Source organism: Chroococcidiopsis sp. (assembly GCF_051657925.1).
In the GTDB taxonomy this organism is placed as follows: Bacteria; Cyanobacteriota; Cyanobacteriia; order Cyanobacteriales; family Chroococcidiopsidaceae; genus Chroococcidiopsis.
This window is the reverse complement of sequence record NZ_JBOFLP010000361.1, coordinates 1-15,524: the sequence shown is the minus strand read 5'-3', so window position 1 is coordinate 15,524 and position 15,524 is coordinate 1. Positions and strand designations below refer to the sequence as shown.

The window sequence follows — 15,524 nt, the reverse complement described above, 5'->3', positions numbered from 1 at the left end:
TAGCCACCTGGTTGAGCTTACCTGCGGCATCGACATAGTAGACTACACCATTGGGATTCTGAGGATTTGAGTCGCCAGAGTCGGTGAAATAAAAACCTCCTTGCGGATCGACAGTGATGTCATTGGGATACACTAGTGGTCTGCCGTTAAACCGATCGGCAATTATTTTTAAGGTATTGCCATTGGCATCCAACTGTACCACCGAATTTTTGGCAGCAATAATATGAGAGCCATCGGGCAGAATTTTGTGTCCGTTAGCTCCTTGAACCTTAGCCCAAATTCGACTGGAGCCATCGGGTGATACAATCGTAATCGTTCCTGCTTTAGTTTGGGAAAAGTAGAGATTGCCTTGACGATCGAAAACAATTCCCTCACTATATTTATCACTTTGCAGTACTTTTTCTGGTGAGATAGTATGCGCTGCTGGTAATGTTTCTTGTGAGGTAGTTACTACAGCTCGATCGGAAACAAGTTTTACCTGCTCGGACATAGTAGATGAAGTGTCTAGCGTGGTATGACTACAAGAAGCTAGCACTGTAGAGCTAAACAAGAGTGCAATTATTTTCCGCATGGTAAAAAACCTATGTAAGATGTACCTATTTGTGTCATAAACCTCGCTCCGATCTACAAATTCTGTTATGCTCCATCTAAGTGCGATGAGAGCGAGGGTAAGAACGCGATCGCCAAAAGAGGCGATCGAATACACACTCACCTACTGCTCGTGATAGTTCCACAGCAGCCCACCATCAACAAAAAAGGTGGAACCAGTGATGTAGTCGGCATCAGATGAAGCTAGAAAAGCAACCACAGGTGCAATATCTTCTGGTTTACCCAAACGTCCTAAAGGAATGTTTTGTAACAACGCTCCCAGCTTTTGAGGGTCATTTAAGAGATTAGTATTGATTGGAGTCTCAATTGCTCCAGGGGCTACATTGTTAATTGTAATTCCCAAAGACCCTAGTTCGACTGCCAAGTTTCGCGCGATCATCTTCAACCCACCCTTACTCGCACAGTATGGGGTGAAGTGGGGAAAAGGCAGTTCTTCATGTACGGAACTAATATTGATAATTTTGCCTTTGCGTTTAGTTTCAATCAAATGTTGCACGATCGCCTGTGTAGCGAAGAATGCACCTTTTAAGTTAACATTCAGCACTGCATCATAATTAGCTTCGGTAACGTCCCAGAAATCAGCGTTCTTACCATCAACTCCAGCATTATTCACTAAAATATCCAGTTGACCAAAATATTGAATGCTTTCAGCAACTAATCTGCGAACATCGCTAACTACTCCCAAGTCTGCCTGAACGATATAACCTTTGCGTCCAGTTGCTTCTACTTGTTTTAATGTAGCTTCTGCGCCTTCTGGATGAGAGCGATAGTCAATGACAACATTTGCTCCTTCCTTGGCAAGGCGGACGGCGATCGCGCTGCCAATCCCCTGACTGCTACCAGTCACAAGTGCAACTTTACCTTCAAGTTTCATAACTTTCTCCTTGTTGTCCGAAAAACATCAACTTTAGTAGGGCTGCAATAACCGCAGTTGGCATGGTGACAGGGAATTTCTGATACGTGAAAAAGCTTGCTACAGTAGGATTTTCCAGTACCAATAATCCCCTGTCGGTACAGGAGTGCAGCTAAAGCAGCCCCAAGAGGTGGAGCAATCCAGTAAATCCATTGATCCTGCCAAATCGAAATCAGGGCAGCTGGAGCAAAAGAGCGGGCTGGATTTAGACTAGTGCCAGTCAGCGGCGATTCGGTAGATACCAGAAAAGCAACTAGCGCCCCGGCGATTGCACCAGTCCAAGGCATAATAGACGAGTTGACTGAGATTAAAATTGTCAACATCAGCAAAAATGTAATGCCAACCTCAATTCCAAAACCCATGACTGGTGATACTCCTTTCCCCAACAGAGTCGCACCCAGATGAACGCTGCGAGCAAAGTCAGACCACAGTATGAGTACTAAGGCAGCACCAATCAAAGCGCCAATAACCTGCATGAAGGCGTATGCTAAAGCATCGCGGGTAGAGATTTTTTTCATCAGCCAGAAGCCCAAAGTGACTGAGGGATTGAGATGTCCTCCAGAGCGTTTTCCTAAGGGCGAGTAAGCGATCGCCGTTCCTCCCCCAGCAAAACATAAAGCTGTGAGACACAAGCGGACGTTAGGGTTAGGTATTAACTTGACGATTGGGGATTCTGGGCTAAAATTCCAGCAAACCCAAGAGAGACCGTTGAATATCATTAAGATTGTGCCTACCAGTTCTGCGAGGTAAGCAGGGATAGCACTGGGTCTGCTACTGGCAATCCTACGTTTCATCTCGGGTTCCTCAACTTGTTAAGTTATAGATTGGGCAATGCTGTCACGAACAGGGTGTGGGGTGCGGTGCGGGGGTTCCCCCCGTTGAGGCGACTGGCGTTGTGGAGTGTGGCGATCGCTATATTCTCCACACTGTTGAATCAGTTTGGCGACTAATCCCGTCCAGCCAGTTTGATGACTAGCACCAATTCCCGCACCGATGTCGCCATGAAAGTATTCATGAAACAAAATTAGGTCGTGCCAGTGAGGATCGGTTTGGAACTTCTCGATACCACCGTAGACAGGTCGTTTGTGAGATGGATCTTCCAAAAAAATTCGGACTAGCCTTTGGGACAATTCAAATGCAACTTCCCAGAGTGTCATCATGCGACCAGAGCCAGTAGGACACTCTACTTTAAAGTCATCCCCAAAGTAGTGATGGAACTTTTGGAGTGACTCAATAATTAAGTAATTGACGGGAAACCAAATCGGTCCGCGCCAGTTAGAATTTCCGCCAAACATACTAGTGCTAGATTCTGCTGGCTCGTAGTCCACGCGATACTGATATCCATTGGCTTCAAAAATATAGGGATGAGACTCATGAAATTTGGAAACTGCACGAATGCCGTAGGGGCTTAAAAATTCGCTTTCATCCAAAATTCTTTTCAGAATGCGCTGGAGTTTTTCACGATAGGCGATCGCCAACAGTCTTCTTGCCCCTACTCCGGGTGATTCCATGCAAGCAACATTTTGTCGTAGATCTGGGCGATTTCTAATAAACCATTCCATCCGTCGTTTGAAACCAGGGAGACGCTGCAACATTTCTGGTTCCAAGGTTTGAACGGCAAATAGCGGAATGAGTCCTACCATCGAACGTACCTTTAAGGGCAACCGATCGCCATTAGGCAGGTGCAATGCATCATAATAAAATCCATCAACTTCATCCCAAAGAGATATTTCCGTCTTACCAATGCCATCTATTGCATCAGCAATGTAGAGAAAATGCTCAAAAAATTTACTGGCAATATCTTCATAGGTAGAGTCTACTTTTGCTAGTTCCAGAGCGATCGCCAGCATATTCAGGCAATACATCCCCATCCAACTTGTGCCATCTGCTTGATTAATACGTCCACCCGTAGGCAGTTCGGCGCTTCTGTCAAAGACACCAATGTTATCTAATCCTAAGAAGCCGCCCTGGAAGACGTTATTGCCTTCAGCATCTTTCCGATTTACCCACCAAGTAAAGTTCAGTAGTAATTTTTGAAATACCCGCTCTAGAAAATTCGTATCGGCACGACCGTACATTTTACGTTCAATCTGATACACGCGCATGGTAGCCCAAGCGTGAACGGGTGGATTCACATCACTAAAAGCCCATTCATAAGCTGGTAGCTGACCGTTAGGGTGCATGTACCATTCCCGCGTCAAGCGACTCAACTGACGTTTGGCAAAGTCTGGGTCGATTGCCGCTAGTGGAATCACATGAAAAGCCAAATCCCAAGCGGCAAACCAAGGATATTCCCACTTATCTGGCATTGAAAGAATGTCATCGTTAAATAGATGAATCCACTCATGGTTTCTGCCATGCCTTCGTTCGGTTGGTGGTGTCGGATTTTTAGGATCGCCGTTCAGCCATTCATGGACTACATAGTAATAATACTGCTTGCTCCATAACATACCTGCAAACGCCTGTCGTTGGACGTTGCGTTCATCTTCTGAAATGGAGAATGGACAAATTCGATGATAAAATTCATCTGCTTCCAAAAGCCGAGCTTGCAAAATTTCGTCAAAATTAGCCTCAAAAGGCTGAATTAAACTCGGCGAATCGCTTAGGCGTAGCCGCACAATTTTAGTTTCGCCTGCTCCGATTGACAATGCATAATGAGCCGCACTTTTAGTACCAAGCCGATTTGGGTTGACGGCTTCTTTTCGACCTTCTACCAGATAATCGTTAATTCCATCTTTGACGTAGGGAGAAGCATTGCTCGCTCCAAATAATCTCTCAAAGTTAGTTTCATTATTTGTAAATAGCAGTTCTGTTTCCCCGTCACAGTACAGCCATCTATCTCCAAGCGTTGGATGGATGGCTTCAATAATACTGAGATCGGACTCGGATTTGACGGCTTTCAGAATCGGTTGTTCTTGGGGAGAATTCCAAGACCAGGTATTCCGAAACCAAAGTGTAGGCAATAGATGTAGCGTTTTTGCTTCCGCTCCTCGGTTAACGATACTGACTTGAATTAGAATATCTTCCGGTGAATCCTTAGCATATTCGACGAAAACATCAAAGTAGCGATCGTCAGCAAATATGCCTGTGTCGAGCAGTTCATACTCTAAATCCTGACGACTTCGACGTTGATTTTCCTCAACGAGTCGATCGTAAGGAAAAGCCTGTTGAGGATATTTATACAGGCATTTCATGTAGGAGTGCGTGGGGGTGTTATCCAAATAAAAGTAATATTCTTTGACATCTTCCCCATGATTGCCTTGATTTCCCGTGAGACCAAACATTCTCTCTTTGAGAATTGCATCTTCTCCGTTCCATAGGGCGATCGCAAAACAAAGGCGTTGATGGTTATCAGAAATCCCAGCAATTCCATCTTCTCCCCAGCGATAAGCGCGAGAGGAGGCACTATCGTGAGGAAAATAATCCCAAGCTTCCCCTGTCGCACTATAGTCTTCTCGCACGGTTCCCCACTGTCGTTCGCTTAAATAGGGTCCCCAACGTTGCCAGTGGGCGGTGCGATCGCGGACTTCTTGCAATCTTGCTTCTTCTCTGGTCATATCTTTCCTGCCTCAATGCTAGGGTTAATATTCATTGGCTAGCGATGACAACCTAGACAGTAACTACGACATGCAAAACTAGTAAACTATCCAAGATCTTCAGCAATGATTTTTTCTATATTGCGTTCTGCTAAAGCCGCAATAGTAAAGGAAGGATTTGTGATAGCTGTATAGCCAGGAATCATCGCTCCATCCATGACATAAAGACCTTTATACCCAGCGATGCGCCCGTAGCGATCGCAGGCTTTTCCTAGTGTTGCTCCTCCTAAAGGATGCCCAGAGATAGAATTTATAAATTCTGACGTAGGCTTACTGGTTGAGGTCGTATTTTTCTCATCAAGGATTTGAGCAGTTAACTTGACAGCATCTAACTGAGCATTGTCTTGAGTCCAGTTCAAGCGGACAGAATCAGTAGATGCGTTGTATGTAAATGTCCCTGTTTGTCGAGGTATACCTAAAGCTAGTAACTGTAGCGTACCATCAGCCGCATTTGCATCTGGAATATCCTCAAGAACAGTTGCACCAAGAGGGTTATCTAGGTGTTCCAGCACTACACATGCCGGTCCTCCCTTACCAGATACAGATGGTGACAAGTTGCTACGAGTTACAATCGCATCTCCATTACCTCCCCAATGTTTGCCAACTTCATCGTTCAATTTTGGTAACAAACCCGTTGCTTTAGACCTAACTAACAGCTTGGCAGTTCCAATAGAACCAGCTGCTAAAAATAAATAGCGACAAGTAAAAGACTTCTGAGCAATGACTGCTCCTGAAGTATCAATTTGAGTACATAAAACTCTGTATCCATATTCAGGTACTTCAGTAATATCCGTAGCTAGATGTAGAGTTAAAACATCTAACAATCCAGTTTGCTCTGCCTGAAATAGGTAGTTGCGATCTAAGCTATTTTTAGCCCCACTGTTAATACCGTACCAATGATTACCTATAATTGCAGAAGGTATCTTAGTTCCTTCTATTTCTTGGCGAATTATATTCCAATCTACTGCAAGATTATATGGATATGTAGCAAAGCCTGCTCTGTTTCCTTGTTCGATTAATAACCTAGCGCGATCGTAGTAAGGGCTTGCCAAAATATCATCAGGAATGCTAGCGGGTTGTAGGAGCGATCGCACGCGAGGATAATAAACTGCATCCAATTCATCATAGTCCACAACATCAGAAGCAAAAATACCACTGAATATTTCGCGCTTGGGTTGGTAAGTAATCGCGTTGTAAACTAACGATCCACCTCCAAAGCCAGCTCCATGCAAGATATTAATTCCATTTTCCTGAGAAAAGTCTAGCACTCCTGTAAACGGATCGACGGGGACTCCATTCCATGTCGTATTACTTAACCAGGCAGCTCGACCATCTATTTGTTGAAAAGTAGCAAAAGTATTTCCATCATCTCTAATGGGCCAGCGGAGTCCTCGCTCTATCATCAAAGTTCTAATCCCAGCTTGTGTCAAACGCAGAGCTGTAATAGCTCCGCCAAAACCGCTACCAAGAACTAGAGCTTCTACGGCTTCATCTGGAACATTTTTATCTTGGGCGCTCGCGCGATAAATACTAGCTAACGGGCTTATGGCAGCACCAGCAGAAATAAGTGCGGTAGTTTGCAGAAAGCGGCGACGGCTGCGAAACCTGTTCTTCATAGTTCCTCAATTTATGACGATCGAGTTATGAAATTTCTAAGCAAAGCGGCTAGTGGTTTCAAAGTTAACAATTTCTGTTTCGAGGAAAGTAACAACGCTGACTAGACTTGCGAAACATGTATTTTCTATACTACAAACATCAAACTTTTTAACTTTTTCAAAGATACATAGCCTTTGCTTTTGTTTGTCAAAGTATTTTTTTACCTAAACACACTGAAAATCCCAAACTCATCCGAAGTATATTTATCAATTTTTTTTTAGAAAAGAGACAAAAATTAGAATTAAGTTTGCATTATTTTGATTTCAACGCTCAATATTTTTTTTAATATTTTCTTAAGATTGTAAAACAAAATCCTTTATAGCTATTTTTAGATAGATGCGATCCGCAGCACTATAAAAAAACATATTCCAATTATTTTCTAAATTAGAATACATAAATTTTAATTTTATAGAATAATTGCTTCTCATTAAATAAACAAAACTCAAAACTTTTTGAAACAATTAAAATAAAGTCAAGTTCGTTTAGCAAATTATCTAGAAGCATTGAATCAGATTGTTGAAAAATACGAGTGCTTTCTAAAACGTTTCACAATCTATATTGGTTTTATTAACTTATTAATTTTTTCAGTAAATGGTTCTAAAAAAGTAGCTTGTATAACGTTAAGACCTCGATACTGAGTAGCTCCTAAAGAATACAAACTAGCTCCGAAAGTTCAACCATTGTGTTCTTACTTCGTGTTACATAAGCTTTTCAGTATCAAACATCGGCTAAAACTCAATAGTCTTTTGCACAACGCTGTAAGTATCGTGCCAAGATGCCGAAGCTTCAGCAAGCAAGCGATCGCAACTAAAGAATCGAGAAAAAAGCTATACTCGCCCATCCATTTTTTGCTTGCTATACAGCTAACAAAAACTTCAAACTAATCTGATGAAGTTAGTTCAAATGAATACTGCTTTAGAGGCAGCTTGGGCAAAATTCTAGGTTTTTACTGAGCCTTCAATTGCTGATTCTGCTCAGCAAATGTCGTAAAAAAATAGTCAGGAAGAGTAATGATTCTAACTACAGCTACACAGCAAGTTGAGCTAGCGAAGACTAAATACCAATTGGAGCCAGGATGCCAACATCCCTTGGGTGCAACGCCAAATTCTGAAGGAGTCAATTTTGCAATCTTTTCAGAACATGCCACCTCTGTAGAACTTTTGTTATTTGAGAATCATGACGATCTTGAACCCACACAGATTATTCAACTAAATCCAAGGATAAATAAAACCTTTCACTTCTGGCATGTCTATGTTAGAGGATTGAAACCATGCACGTACTATGCTTATCGGGTGAGTGGACCTCAGGACATACAAGCAGGACATCACTTTGATAGGAATAAGGTATTGCTCGATCCATATGCAAAGGGAAATACCAATGTGCTTTGGAGTCGCGTCGATGCTTTAGGGACAAAAGATAACATAGCTACCTCAATGCGTAGTGTAGTCGTTGATATATCGGACTATGACTGGGAAGGCGATCGCCCCCTTAACCGACCCATGAGTGAGACGATCGTTTATGAGCTTCATGTTGCAGGATTTACTAAGTCCCCTTCTTCTGGCTGTCAACACTGCGGTACTTTCTCTGGAATTGTCGAGAAGATTCCTTATCTAAAAGAGTTGGGGATCACGGCTGTTGAACTGATGCCAATTTTTGACTTTGATGAAAAAAATATTTTTCGAGAGGTTGACGGTAAGCCACTAAGAGACTACTGGGGATACAATCCACATAGCTACTTTGCACCTGAAGGTTCATATTGTACCTCGCCAGAAATAGGCAGCCAGATCCGAGAATTTCGAGATCTGGTTAAGGCACTGCACAAAGCAGGGATTGAGGTGATCTTGGATGTAGTCTTTAACCACACGGACGAGGGCAACCATGACGGTCCTACGATTAACTTTAAAGGACTTGACAATAGCATTTACTATCACCTAGTACCGTTCAACAAGTATTACTACATGGACTATTCTGGGTGCGGAAATACTGTTAACTGTAACCATCCTATGGTGGAAAAGTTAATTGTAGATTGCCTGGAATTTTGGGTGAAGGAAATGCACGTTGATGGTTTTCGATTTGACGAAGGCTCTATCCTCGCCAGAGGTCAAGATGGAGTACCTTTAATTCATCCACCAGTCATATGGCACATTGAAACATCTGAAATCTTAGCCGATACCAAAATTATTGCAGAAGCATGGGATGCTGCTGGGCTTTATCAAATTGGCTACTTCCCTGGTTATCGATGGGCAGAATGGAATGGACGCTACCGAGATGATATCCGACGCTTTGTCAAGGGAGATTCAGGATTAGCGGGATCTGCTGCTTGGCGAATTGCTGGCAGCGCCGATCTCTATCAAGCTAGTGGGCATCTACCAATTAATAGCGTTAATTTCATCACTTGCCATGATGGGTTCACTCTCAATGATTTAGTTTCTTACAACAATAAACACAATGAAGCTAATGGCGAAGGTAATCGCGATGGCATTAATGATAATTTGAGCTGGAATTGTGGTATTGAAGGGGAAACTGAAGATAGAGAAATTGATGCATTGCGTCGGCAGCAAATTAAAAACTTTGCAGCTATTCTTCTACTGTCGCAGGGCGTACCAATGATTGTGGCTGGCGATGAAGTCAGGCGTACTCAACAAGGTAATAATAATGCCTACTGTCAAGATAGTGATATTAGTTGGTTTGACTGGAGTTTGGTGGAGAAGAATGCTGATATATTCAGGTTCTTTAAGCTGGCGATCGAGTTCCGTAAATGCTATTGTCAATCTGCTTTACGCCGTTCCCAGTTCTTCAGTGGCGATGTCAATGAGCGTGGTTTAGCAGATATGTCTTGGCACGGCACAAAGTTGTTCAATCCAGGATGGTACGATCCTCATTCTAGAGTTCTTGCCTTGACTTTAGGCGGTTTTGAAGGAGAAGCAGATATTCATATCATGTTCAATATGTACTGGGATGCTCTAGAATTTGAAACTCCCTCAATTCAGGGTAGGAATTGGTACAAAGTCATTGATACTGCGGAACCTTCCCCGATGGACATTATGGAGTCAGGGAAAGAAATTTTGGTTTCAGGCAATGTTTGCCCTGTCAAAGAGCGTAGTGTCGTCGTTCTCATTTCTAAATAGTTAGTAGAACATCAATTTCCCTCAATGGAGATATTCAATGAGTAATATGGGTTTTTCATTTTCGGACTTGCTTGCTGGATACGTGACAGAATTCGACTCAAGCAGAAACACTTTTAATCTGAAAACTTCTGATGGTAGAAATTTTGAGGTAGTCTTGACCTCAACAACTTACGCAGAAATGGTACGCAATCTGGGAGAACCATATTATGACTGTACTAGCCAAATGCAGTCAATGCTTATCCCCGATCGCTATCTTTTTGCCTATGGCATCTTCTATCCTGAAGCAGATCGGAATAAGTTTGAAGCCAAACACGTTGTCTTTCTGGGTCGGACAGAAAACGAGTATCTGTTTGAAAGACCGGACTGGTGGGTAAAACAGATCCGAAGTCTTGCCAATTTTTATCTGAAGGCACAGTTTGAAGATGGTGAAATCGACTATCGGAAATATCGTACTGGAATCGGTTTAGTGGGTTCCAAAGAAGATTCCAATCGTCAGGAAACTGATACCATTTCTCGCCTAGTTTACGGTTTCGCCACAGCATACATGATGACTGGTGACGATCGCTACCTAGAAGCGGCGGAAAAAGGTACTGAATATCTGCGCGAACACATGCGTTTTCTCGATGAAGGCGAAGAAATCTGCTACTGGTATCATGGTGTTGATGTGAAGCCAGATGGTAGCGAACAGAAAATATTTGCCTCAGAATTTGGGGATGATTATGATGCGCTGCCAGCATACGAGCAAATTTATGCGTTAGCTGGTCCCACCCAGACTTATCGGGTGACAGGTGACTCACGCATCATGAACGACATTGAATTAACTGTCAATTTATTTAACCGCTATCTCTTAGACAAAACAGACAAAGGCGGCTTTTTCTCTCACATCGATCCTATTACCCTCAGCCCTCATGCCGAGACTTTAGGGAGAAACCGCGCTAAAAAGAACTGGAATTCAGTTGGCGATCATGCTCCAGCCTATTTGATCAACCTTTGGTTAGCAACTGGCGAAGACAAATACGCCGACTTCCTTGAGTATACGTTTGACACCATTGAGAAACGTTTCCCAGATTTCGACAATAGCCCATTTGTGCAAGAGCGTTTCTATGAAGATTGGAGTCACGACACGACGTGGGGTTGGCAGCAGAACCGAGCAGTGGTGGGTCATAACCTCAAAATTGCTTGGAATCTGATGCGAATGAACCACTTGAAACCAAAAGAACGGTATACCACTCTAGCCGAAGAAATTGCCGAAATTATGCCAGATGTTGGTAGCGATCGCCAACGTGGAGGCTGGTATGATGTCGTAGAGCGCAATTTGGAACCAGGACAAGAAGCACACCGCTTCGTCTGGCACGATCGCAAGGCTTGGTGGCAGCAAGAGCAAGCTATTTTAGCTTACTTAATCCTAGCTGGTTCCCTTGGTAATACTGAGTATCGACGTTTAGCACGGGAGTCAGCAGCTTTCTATAATGCTTGGTTCCTCGATAACCAGTCTGGTGGTGTCTACTTTAATGTCTTGGCAAACGGAATTCCTTATCTAATGGGGACTGAGCGTGGCAAAGGTAGCCATTCAATGAGCGGCTACCACTCGTTCGAGTTAGCTTACTTGGCTGCGGTCTACACAAATTTGCTAATTACGAAACAGCCAATGGACTTATACTTTAAGCCTAGACCAGGAGCATTCAAAGACAACCTCCTGCGAGTTGCACCGGATATTCTGCCACCAGGTAGCGTGCGGATTGGTGAAGTATGGATCGACGACCGATCGTATACTGATTTTGATGCCAACCAACTGACTGTCAAACTGCCTGACACTCGCGACCAAGTGAGAGTAAGAGTCAGAATTCTGCCGATTCAGGTTTTCTTTGATGCCGCTTTACTGGAAGTCGCTGATGGAACTGCCAAGATTTCATTAACTGGCTTACTAGATGCAAATGCAATACCAATTCTAGAAGCAGAGTTAGAAAAGGTACAAACACAGCCACTCAAACGCCTCGTCTTTCTGTTACAAGACTTAAAGTGTATCTCTAGTGCTGGACTGCGTTTTCTGATTTTCACAAAGCAAAAGCTAGGTTCTGACGTGCAAATTCATGTAGTTGGCGCGCAGGAAAATGTGAAGAATTACCTCAAGATGAGTTCATTCTGTCAAGGCATTACTTTGTCAAATCGGTATGATGTGACTGAAACAGCCAACGTGTATTTAGTTCCCTAAGAATAACTACCCATCTGTATGACGAAAAACCCTGACACCAAATAATTTCTGAGTTAGTGCTTGGTTTTTGGTAAACCAGATTTTGCAGGTGTTTTCCTGCCTGTTGTCATACCATTACGATAATGTGTGGGAACATTTGACCAAGCAGGGACACTTGCATCAAAAATTTCGCTGTTGGTCGCAACGCGACTAGGTTATGAAGGAGTAACTGTGGCTAATCCTGTTCTGTTAACTTTAGACGACGATCCAGGAGTTTTGCGAGTGATCGAGCGCGATCTCCGACGCGAGTATGGTAGCCGATTCCGAGTCATGCGATCGGAATCGGGTTTAACAGCTCTGAAGGCACTGCAACAAGTTAAGTTACGCAGGGAAATGGTAGCACTATTCTTAGTAGATCAGCGGATGCCAGAGATCGCAGGGGTAGAGTTTCTCGCACAGGCGATGGAACTTTTTCCAGATGCAAAGCGGGTCTTGCTAACTGCATATGCGGATACTGATGCTGCCATCCGCGCCATCAACACAGCAAAGATTGATTACTACCTTCTCAAGCCGTGGGACCCGCCACATGAAAAACTATATCCCGTGCTGGACGATTTACTAGATGATTGGATTTCGTCTTGTCGTCCGCCCTTTGAAGGTTTGCGAATTGTTGATTCGCGTTGGTCGCCCCATCTGCATCAAATCAAAGATTTTTTGGCTCGCAATCACGTACCTTATCAATGGCTGGACATTGAGGCAGAAGAAGAGGCACGCCAATGGGCTAACTACACCGAATCTGGTGCAGCAAATTTACCACTGGTATTATTTCCCGATGGTTCTCACTTAATACAACCGACAAATACGCAAATTGCCAAGAAACTTGGATTGCGAACCCATGCCCAAATGCCATTCTACGACTTAGCGATCGTCGGCGCTGGTCCAGCTGGTTTAGCAGCAGCAGTCTACGGAGCGTCTGAGGGATTGCGAACCGTGTTAATTGAAAAAGAAGCCCCAGGCGGGCAAGCAGGAACGAGTTCTCGTATTGAGAACTACTTGGGCTTTCCTGTTGGATTGAGTGGAGCAGATCTAGCCCGACGCGCAGTAACTCAAGCCAAACGGTTCGGCGTAGAGATTCTCTCGCCACAAGAGGTGACTGGTGTTCGAGTCGCCGATCCCTATCGTATTTTGACACTAAGCGATGGCACAGAGGTTTGCTGTCATGCAATGCTTATTGCTACTGGTATCTCGTATCGCAGACTTAATATACCTGGGATCGAGAATCTGATTGGAGCTGGCGTATATACTGGGGCAGCAATGACTGAAGCACTCTCTTGCTTAAATCAAGAGATTTACATCGTTGGCGGGGCTAACTCAGCCGGACAAGCAGCGGTCTATCTTGCTAAATACGCTAGCCGTGTGAGAATGCTGGTGCGCGGCGATTCTCTCGCTAAAAGCATGTCCCAATATTTAATCGACCAGATTTCAGCAACAGAGAACATTGAAGTTAGGGTACGCTCTAGCATCGTCCAGGTTCATGGTGAAAACTGTTTGGAGGCAATTACGATTGTTGATGCCCAGACAGGCGAAAAGCAATCTGTTCCTACAAACTTACTCTTTGTCATGATTGGTGCTAAACCGCGTACAGATTGGTTAGATGGCATCGTGGCAAGAGACGAACAAGGTTTTATCCTGACTGGAGCAAGTTTAAACCGTAATGGACGCTGCATCAAAAGCTGGACGCTCGATCGCGAGCCTTTTTTGCTCGAAAGTAGCGTACCTGGCATCTTTGTGGCTGGAGATGTGCGTCACGGTTCGGTGAAGCGCATTGCTTCAGGGGTAGGAGAAGGTTCGATTGCCGTTCAGTTCATTCATCAATACCTGAGTAAGATGTAATTATGCTTGATGCCTTAAGACAAACATCGCTCTTTGCAGAACTTACAGATGAGCAATTGCAATGGTTAGCCGAACACGGTAGCCTGATTCAGCTAGCCACTGGAGAGTATCTAGCGCTTGAAGGAGAGCCGCCGAAAAATTTCTACGTGCTTGTGGAAGGCGAAATACAACTGACAAAAAAAGTTGGTGATATAGAAAGGCATATGATGACCTTTGGACCAGGAACGTATACAGGTCACGAGTTAATTTTATTAGATATGCCTTACTTTGCTAGCGGACGGGCTACAAAAGCTAGTCGCGTGTTGAAATGGGACACACATGCTTTCTGGCAAATGCTAACCAGATGTCCTTCGATTACACGCGATCTGCTGGTCATAACAGCCCAGCGGACGCAAATCTTGGAAACAACATCACGACACCACGAAAAGCTGCTTGCACTAGGTACTATGGCAGCTGGTCTTGCCCATGAACTTAATAATCCAGCAGCAGCGGTCAGTCGAGGTGCGAAGCACATGCACGAATTATTCCAAGAATTGCTCTTACTGGCACTCAGTCTGAACCAACAGCAGATGACAAGCACGCAAATGGCTTTTCTAGCAAATATTCTGCAAGACGCGATCGCGCGTGCCGCAACACCACTACAGTTAGATCTGCTCGTGCAAAGCGATCGGGAGGATGAGATCGCTATCTGGCTTGAGGCAAACGGCGTTGAAGATAGCTGGAATCTCGCCCCTACTCTGGCAGTAGCAGGACTGGATACAGAATGGCTAGATGTTGTCATAGAACATGTGCCTACTCAATCCTTAGGTAAAGTACTGAGCTGGATCGAGGCAACGCTGACTGGACTGGGGTTATTAGACGAAATTGAGCAGAGCGCAGGACGCATTTCCGAGCTAGTTAAAGCAGTCAAAGAGTATTCGTATATGGATCGAGCGCCAATGCAGGATTTAGACGTACATCAGGGAATTGAAAGTACGTTGATTATACTAGGTCACAAACTTAAGGGCGGTGTAGCTGTGTCGCGCGAGTACGATCGCAGCCTGCCTACTATTTGCGCTTATGGAAGTGAGTTGAACCAAGTTTGGACTAACTTGATCGACAATGCGATCGATGCAATGGGCGGACGCGGACAAATCTGGATTCGCACAGCGCGAGACAATAACGATTTGCTCGTAGAGATTGCTGACAATGGTCCAGGCATTCCGCCAGACATTCAAGGGCGTATCTTCGAGCCATTTTTTACTACCAAGGGTGTGGGTCAAGGAACTGGCTTAGGTTTGGTTATTAGCTATCGAATTATAGAGAAACACACAGGTGACATCCGCTTTCATTCCGAGCCAGGAAATACTTGCTTTCACATTCGCCTGCCGATCGCTCCGTGTCAAGTGCGAAATCGTCAGGAAAGCTCAAGTACTCCACTTTCATCAATCTTAGTGAGTGGCGAGATAGGCTAAAAAGTTAGCTGCGCGGTGATTCTGTATGCGTGGCTACTTTCGATATAGTTAATGCTACTACCTTTTCATATGGATATTAATATA

The 15,524-nt window shown here is 44.1% G+C and carries 9 protein-coding genes; 4 read left to right on the top strand and 5 right to left on the bottom strand.

All coding sequences use genetic code 11. The features are described 5' to 3' along the window. The 5 genes from ACRC32_RS29010 to ACRC32_RS28990 form a co-directional block, all read right to left on the bottom strand. Positions 1 to 571 (bottom strand): SMP-30/gluconolactonase/LRE family protein (locus ACRC32_RS29010; protein WP_438557226.1); only part of this gene is annotated, 571 nt, incomplete at its 3' end. 141 nt (positions 572 to 712) lie between these two features. Beyond that, on the bottom strand, positions 713 to 1,483 hold the full coding sequence (locus ACRC32_RS29005; RefSeq protein ID WP_438557225.1) for a glucose 1-dehydrogenase: 771 nt from the start codon (positions 1,481 to 1,483) through the stop codon (positions 713 to 715). Further along, on the bottom strand, positions 1,480 to 2,316 hold the full coding sequence (locus ACRC32_RS29000; protein ID WP_438557224.1) for an MIP/aquaporin family protein: 837 nt from the start codon (positions 2,314 to 2,316) through the stop codon (positions 1,480 to 1,482). Before ACRC32_RS29000 ends, ACRC32_RS29005 begins: the two co-directional genes overlap by 4 nt. A gap of 18 nt (positions 2,317 to 2,334) precedes the next feature. Next, positions 2,335 to 5,079: an MGH1-like glycoside hydrolase domain-containing protein gene (locus tag ACRC32_RS28995; RefSeq protein WP_438557223.1), complete on the bottom strand. Its 2,745-nt coding sequence runs from the start codon at positions 5,077 to 5,079 to the stop codon at positions 2,335 to 2,337. Between the two features lie 86 nt (positions 5,080 to 5,165). Next, the gene (locus tag ACRC32_RS28990) at positions 5,166 to 6,734 is read right to left on the bottom strand and encodes a GMC oxidoreductase (RefSeq protein WP_438557222.1); all 1,569 of its coding nucleotides are present in this window, start codon (positions 6,732 to 6,734) and stop codon (positions 5,166 to 5,168) included. Positions 6,735 to 7,784: 1,050 nt separating this feature from the next. Between ACRC32_RS28990 and glgX the strand changes: the two genes are divergently transcribed. From glgX to ACRC32_RS28970, 4 genes are all read left to right on the top strand, one after another. Next, positions 7,785 to 9,902 (top strand): glycogen debranching protein GlgX, encoded by a 2,118-nt coding sequence (gene glgX, locus ACRC32_RS28985; protein WP_438557221.1) that lies wholly within the window; start codon positions 7,785 to 7,787, stop codon positions 9,900 to 9,902. A 37-nt stretch (positions 9,903 to 9,939) separates the two neighbouring features. Beyond that, the gene (locus tag ACRC32_RS28980) at positions 9,940 to 12,114 is read left to right on the top strand and encodes an AGE family epimerase/isomerase (protein WP_438557220.1); all 2,175 of its coding nucleotides are present in this window, start codon (positions 9,940 to 9,942) and stop codon (positions 12,112 to 12,114) included. A gap of 210 nt (positions 12,115 to 12,324) precedes the next feature. Further along, positions 12,325 to 13,986, top strand: coding sequence for an FAD-dependent oxidoreductase (locus ACRC32_RS28975; RefSeq protein WP_438557219.1), 1,662 nt, complete (start codon positions 12,325 to 12,327; stop codon positions 13,984 to 13,986). Positions 13,987 to 13,988: 2 nt separating this feature from the next. Then, positions 13,989 to 15,440 carry a sensor histidine kinase gene (locus tag ACRC32_RS28970; RefSeq protein ID WP_438557218.1) on the top strand — a complete coding sequence of 484 codons (1,452 nt, stop codon included), beginning with the start codon at positions 13,989 to 13,991 and terminating at the stop codon, positions 15,438 to 15,440. Positions 15,441 to 15,524 lie beyond the last annotated feature (84 nt).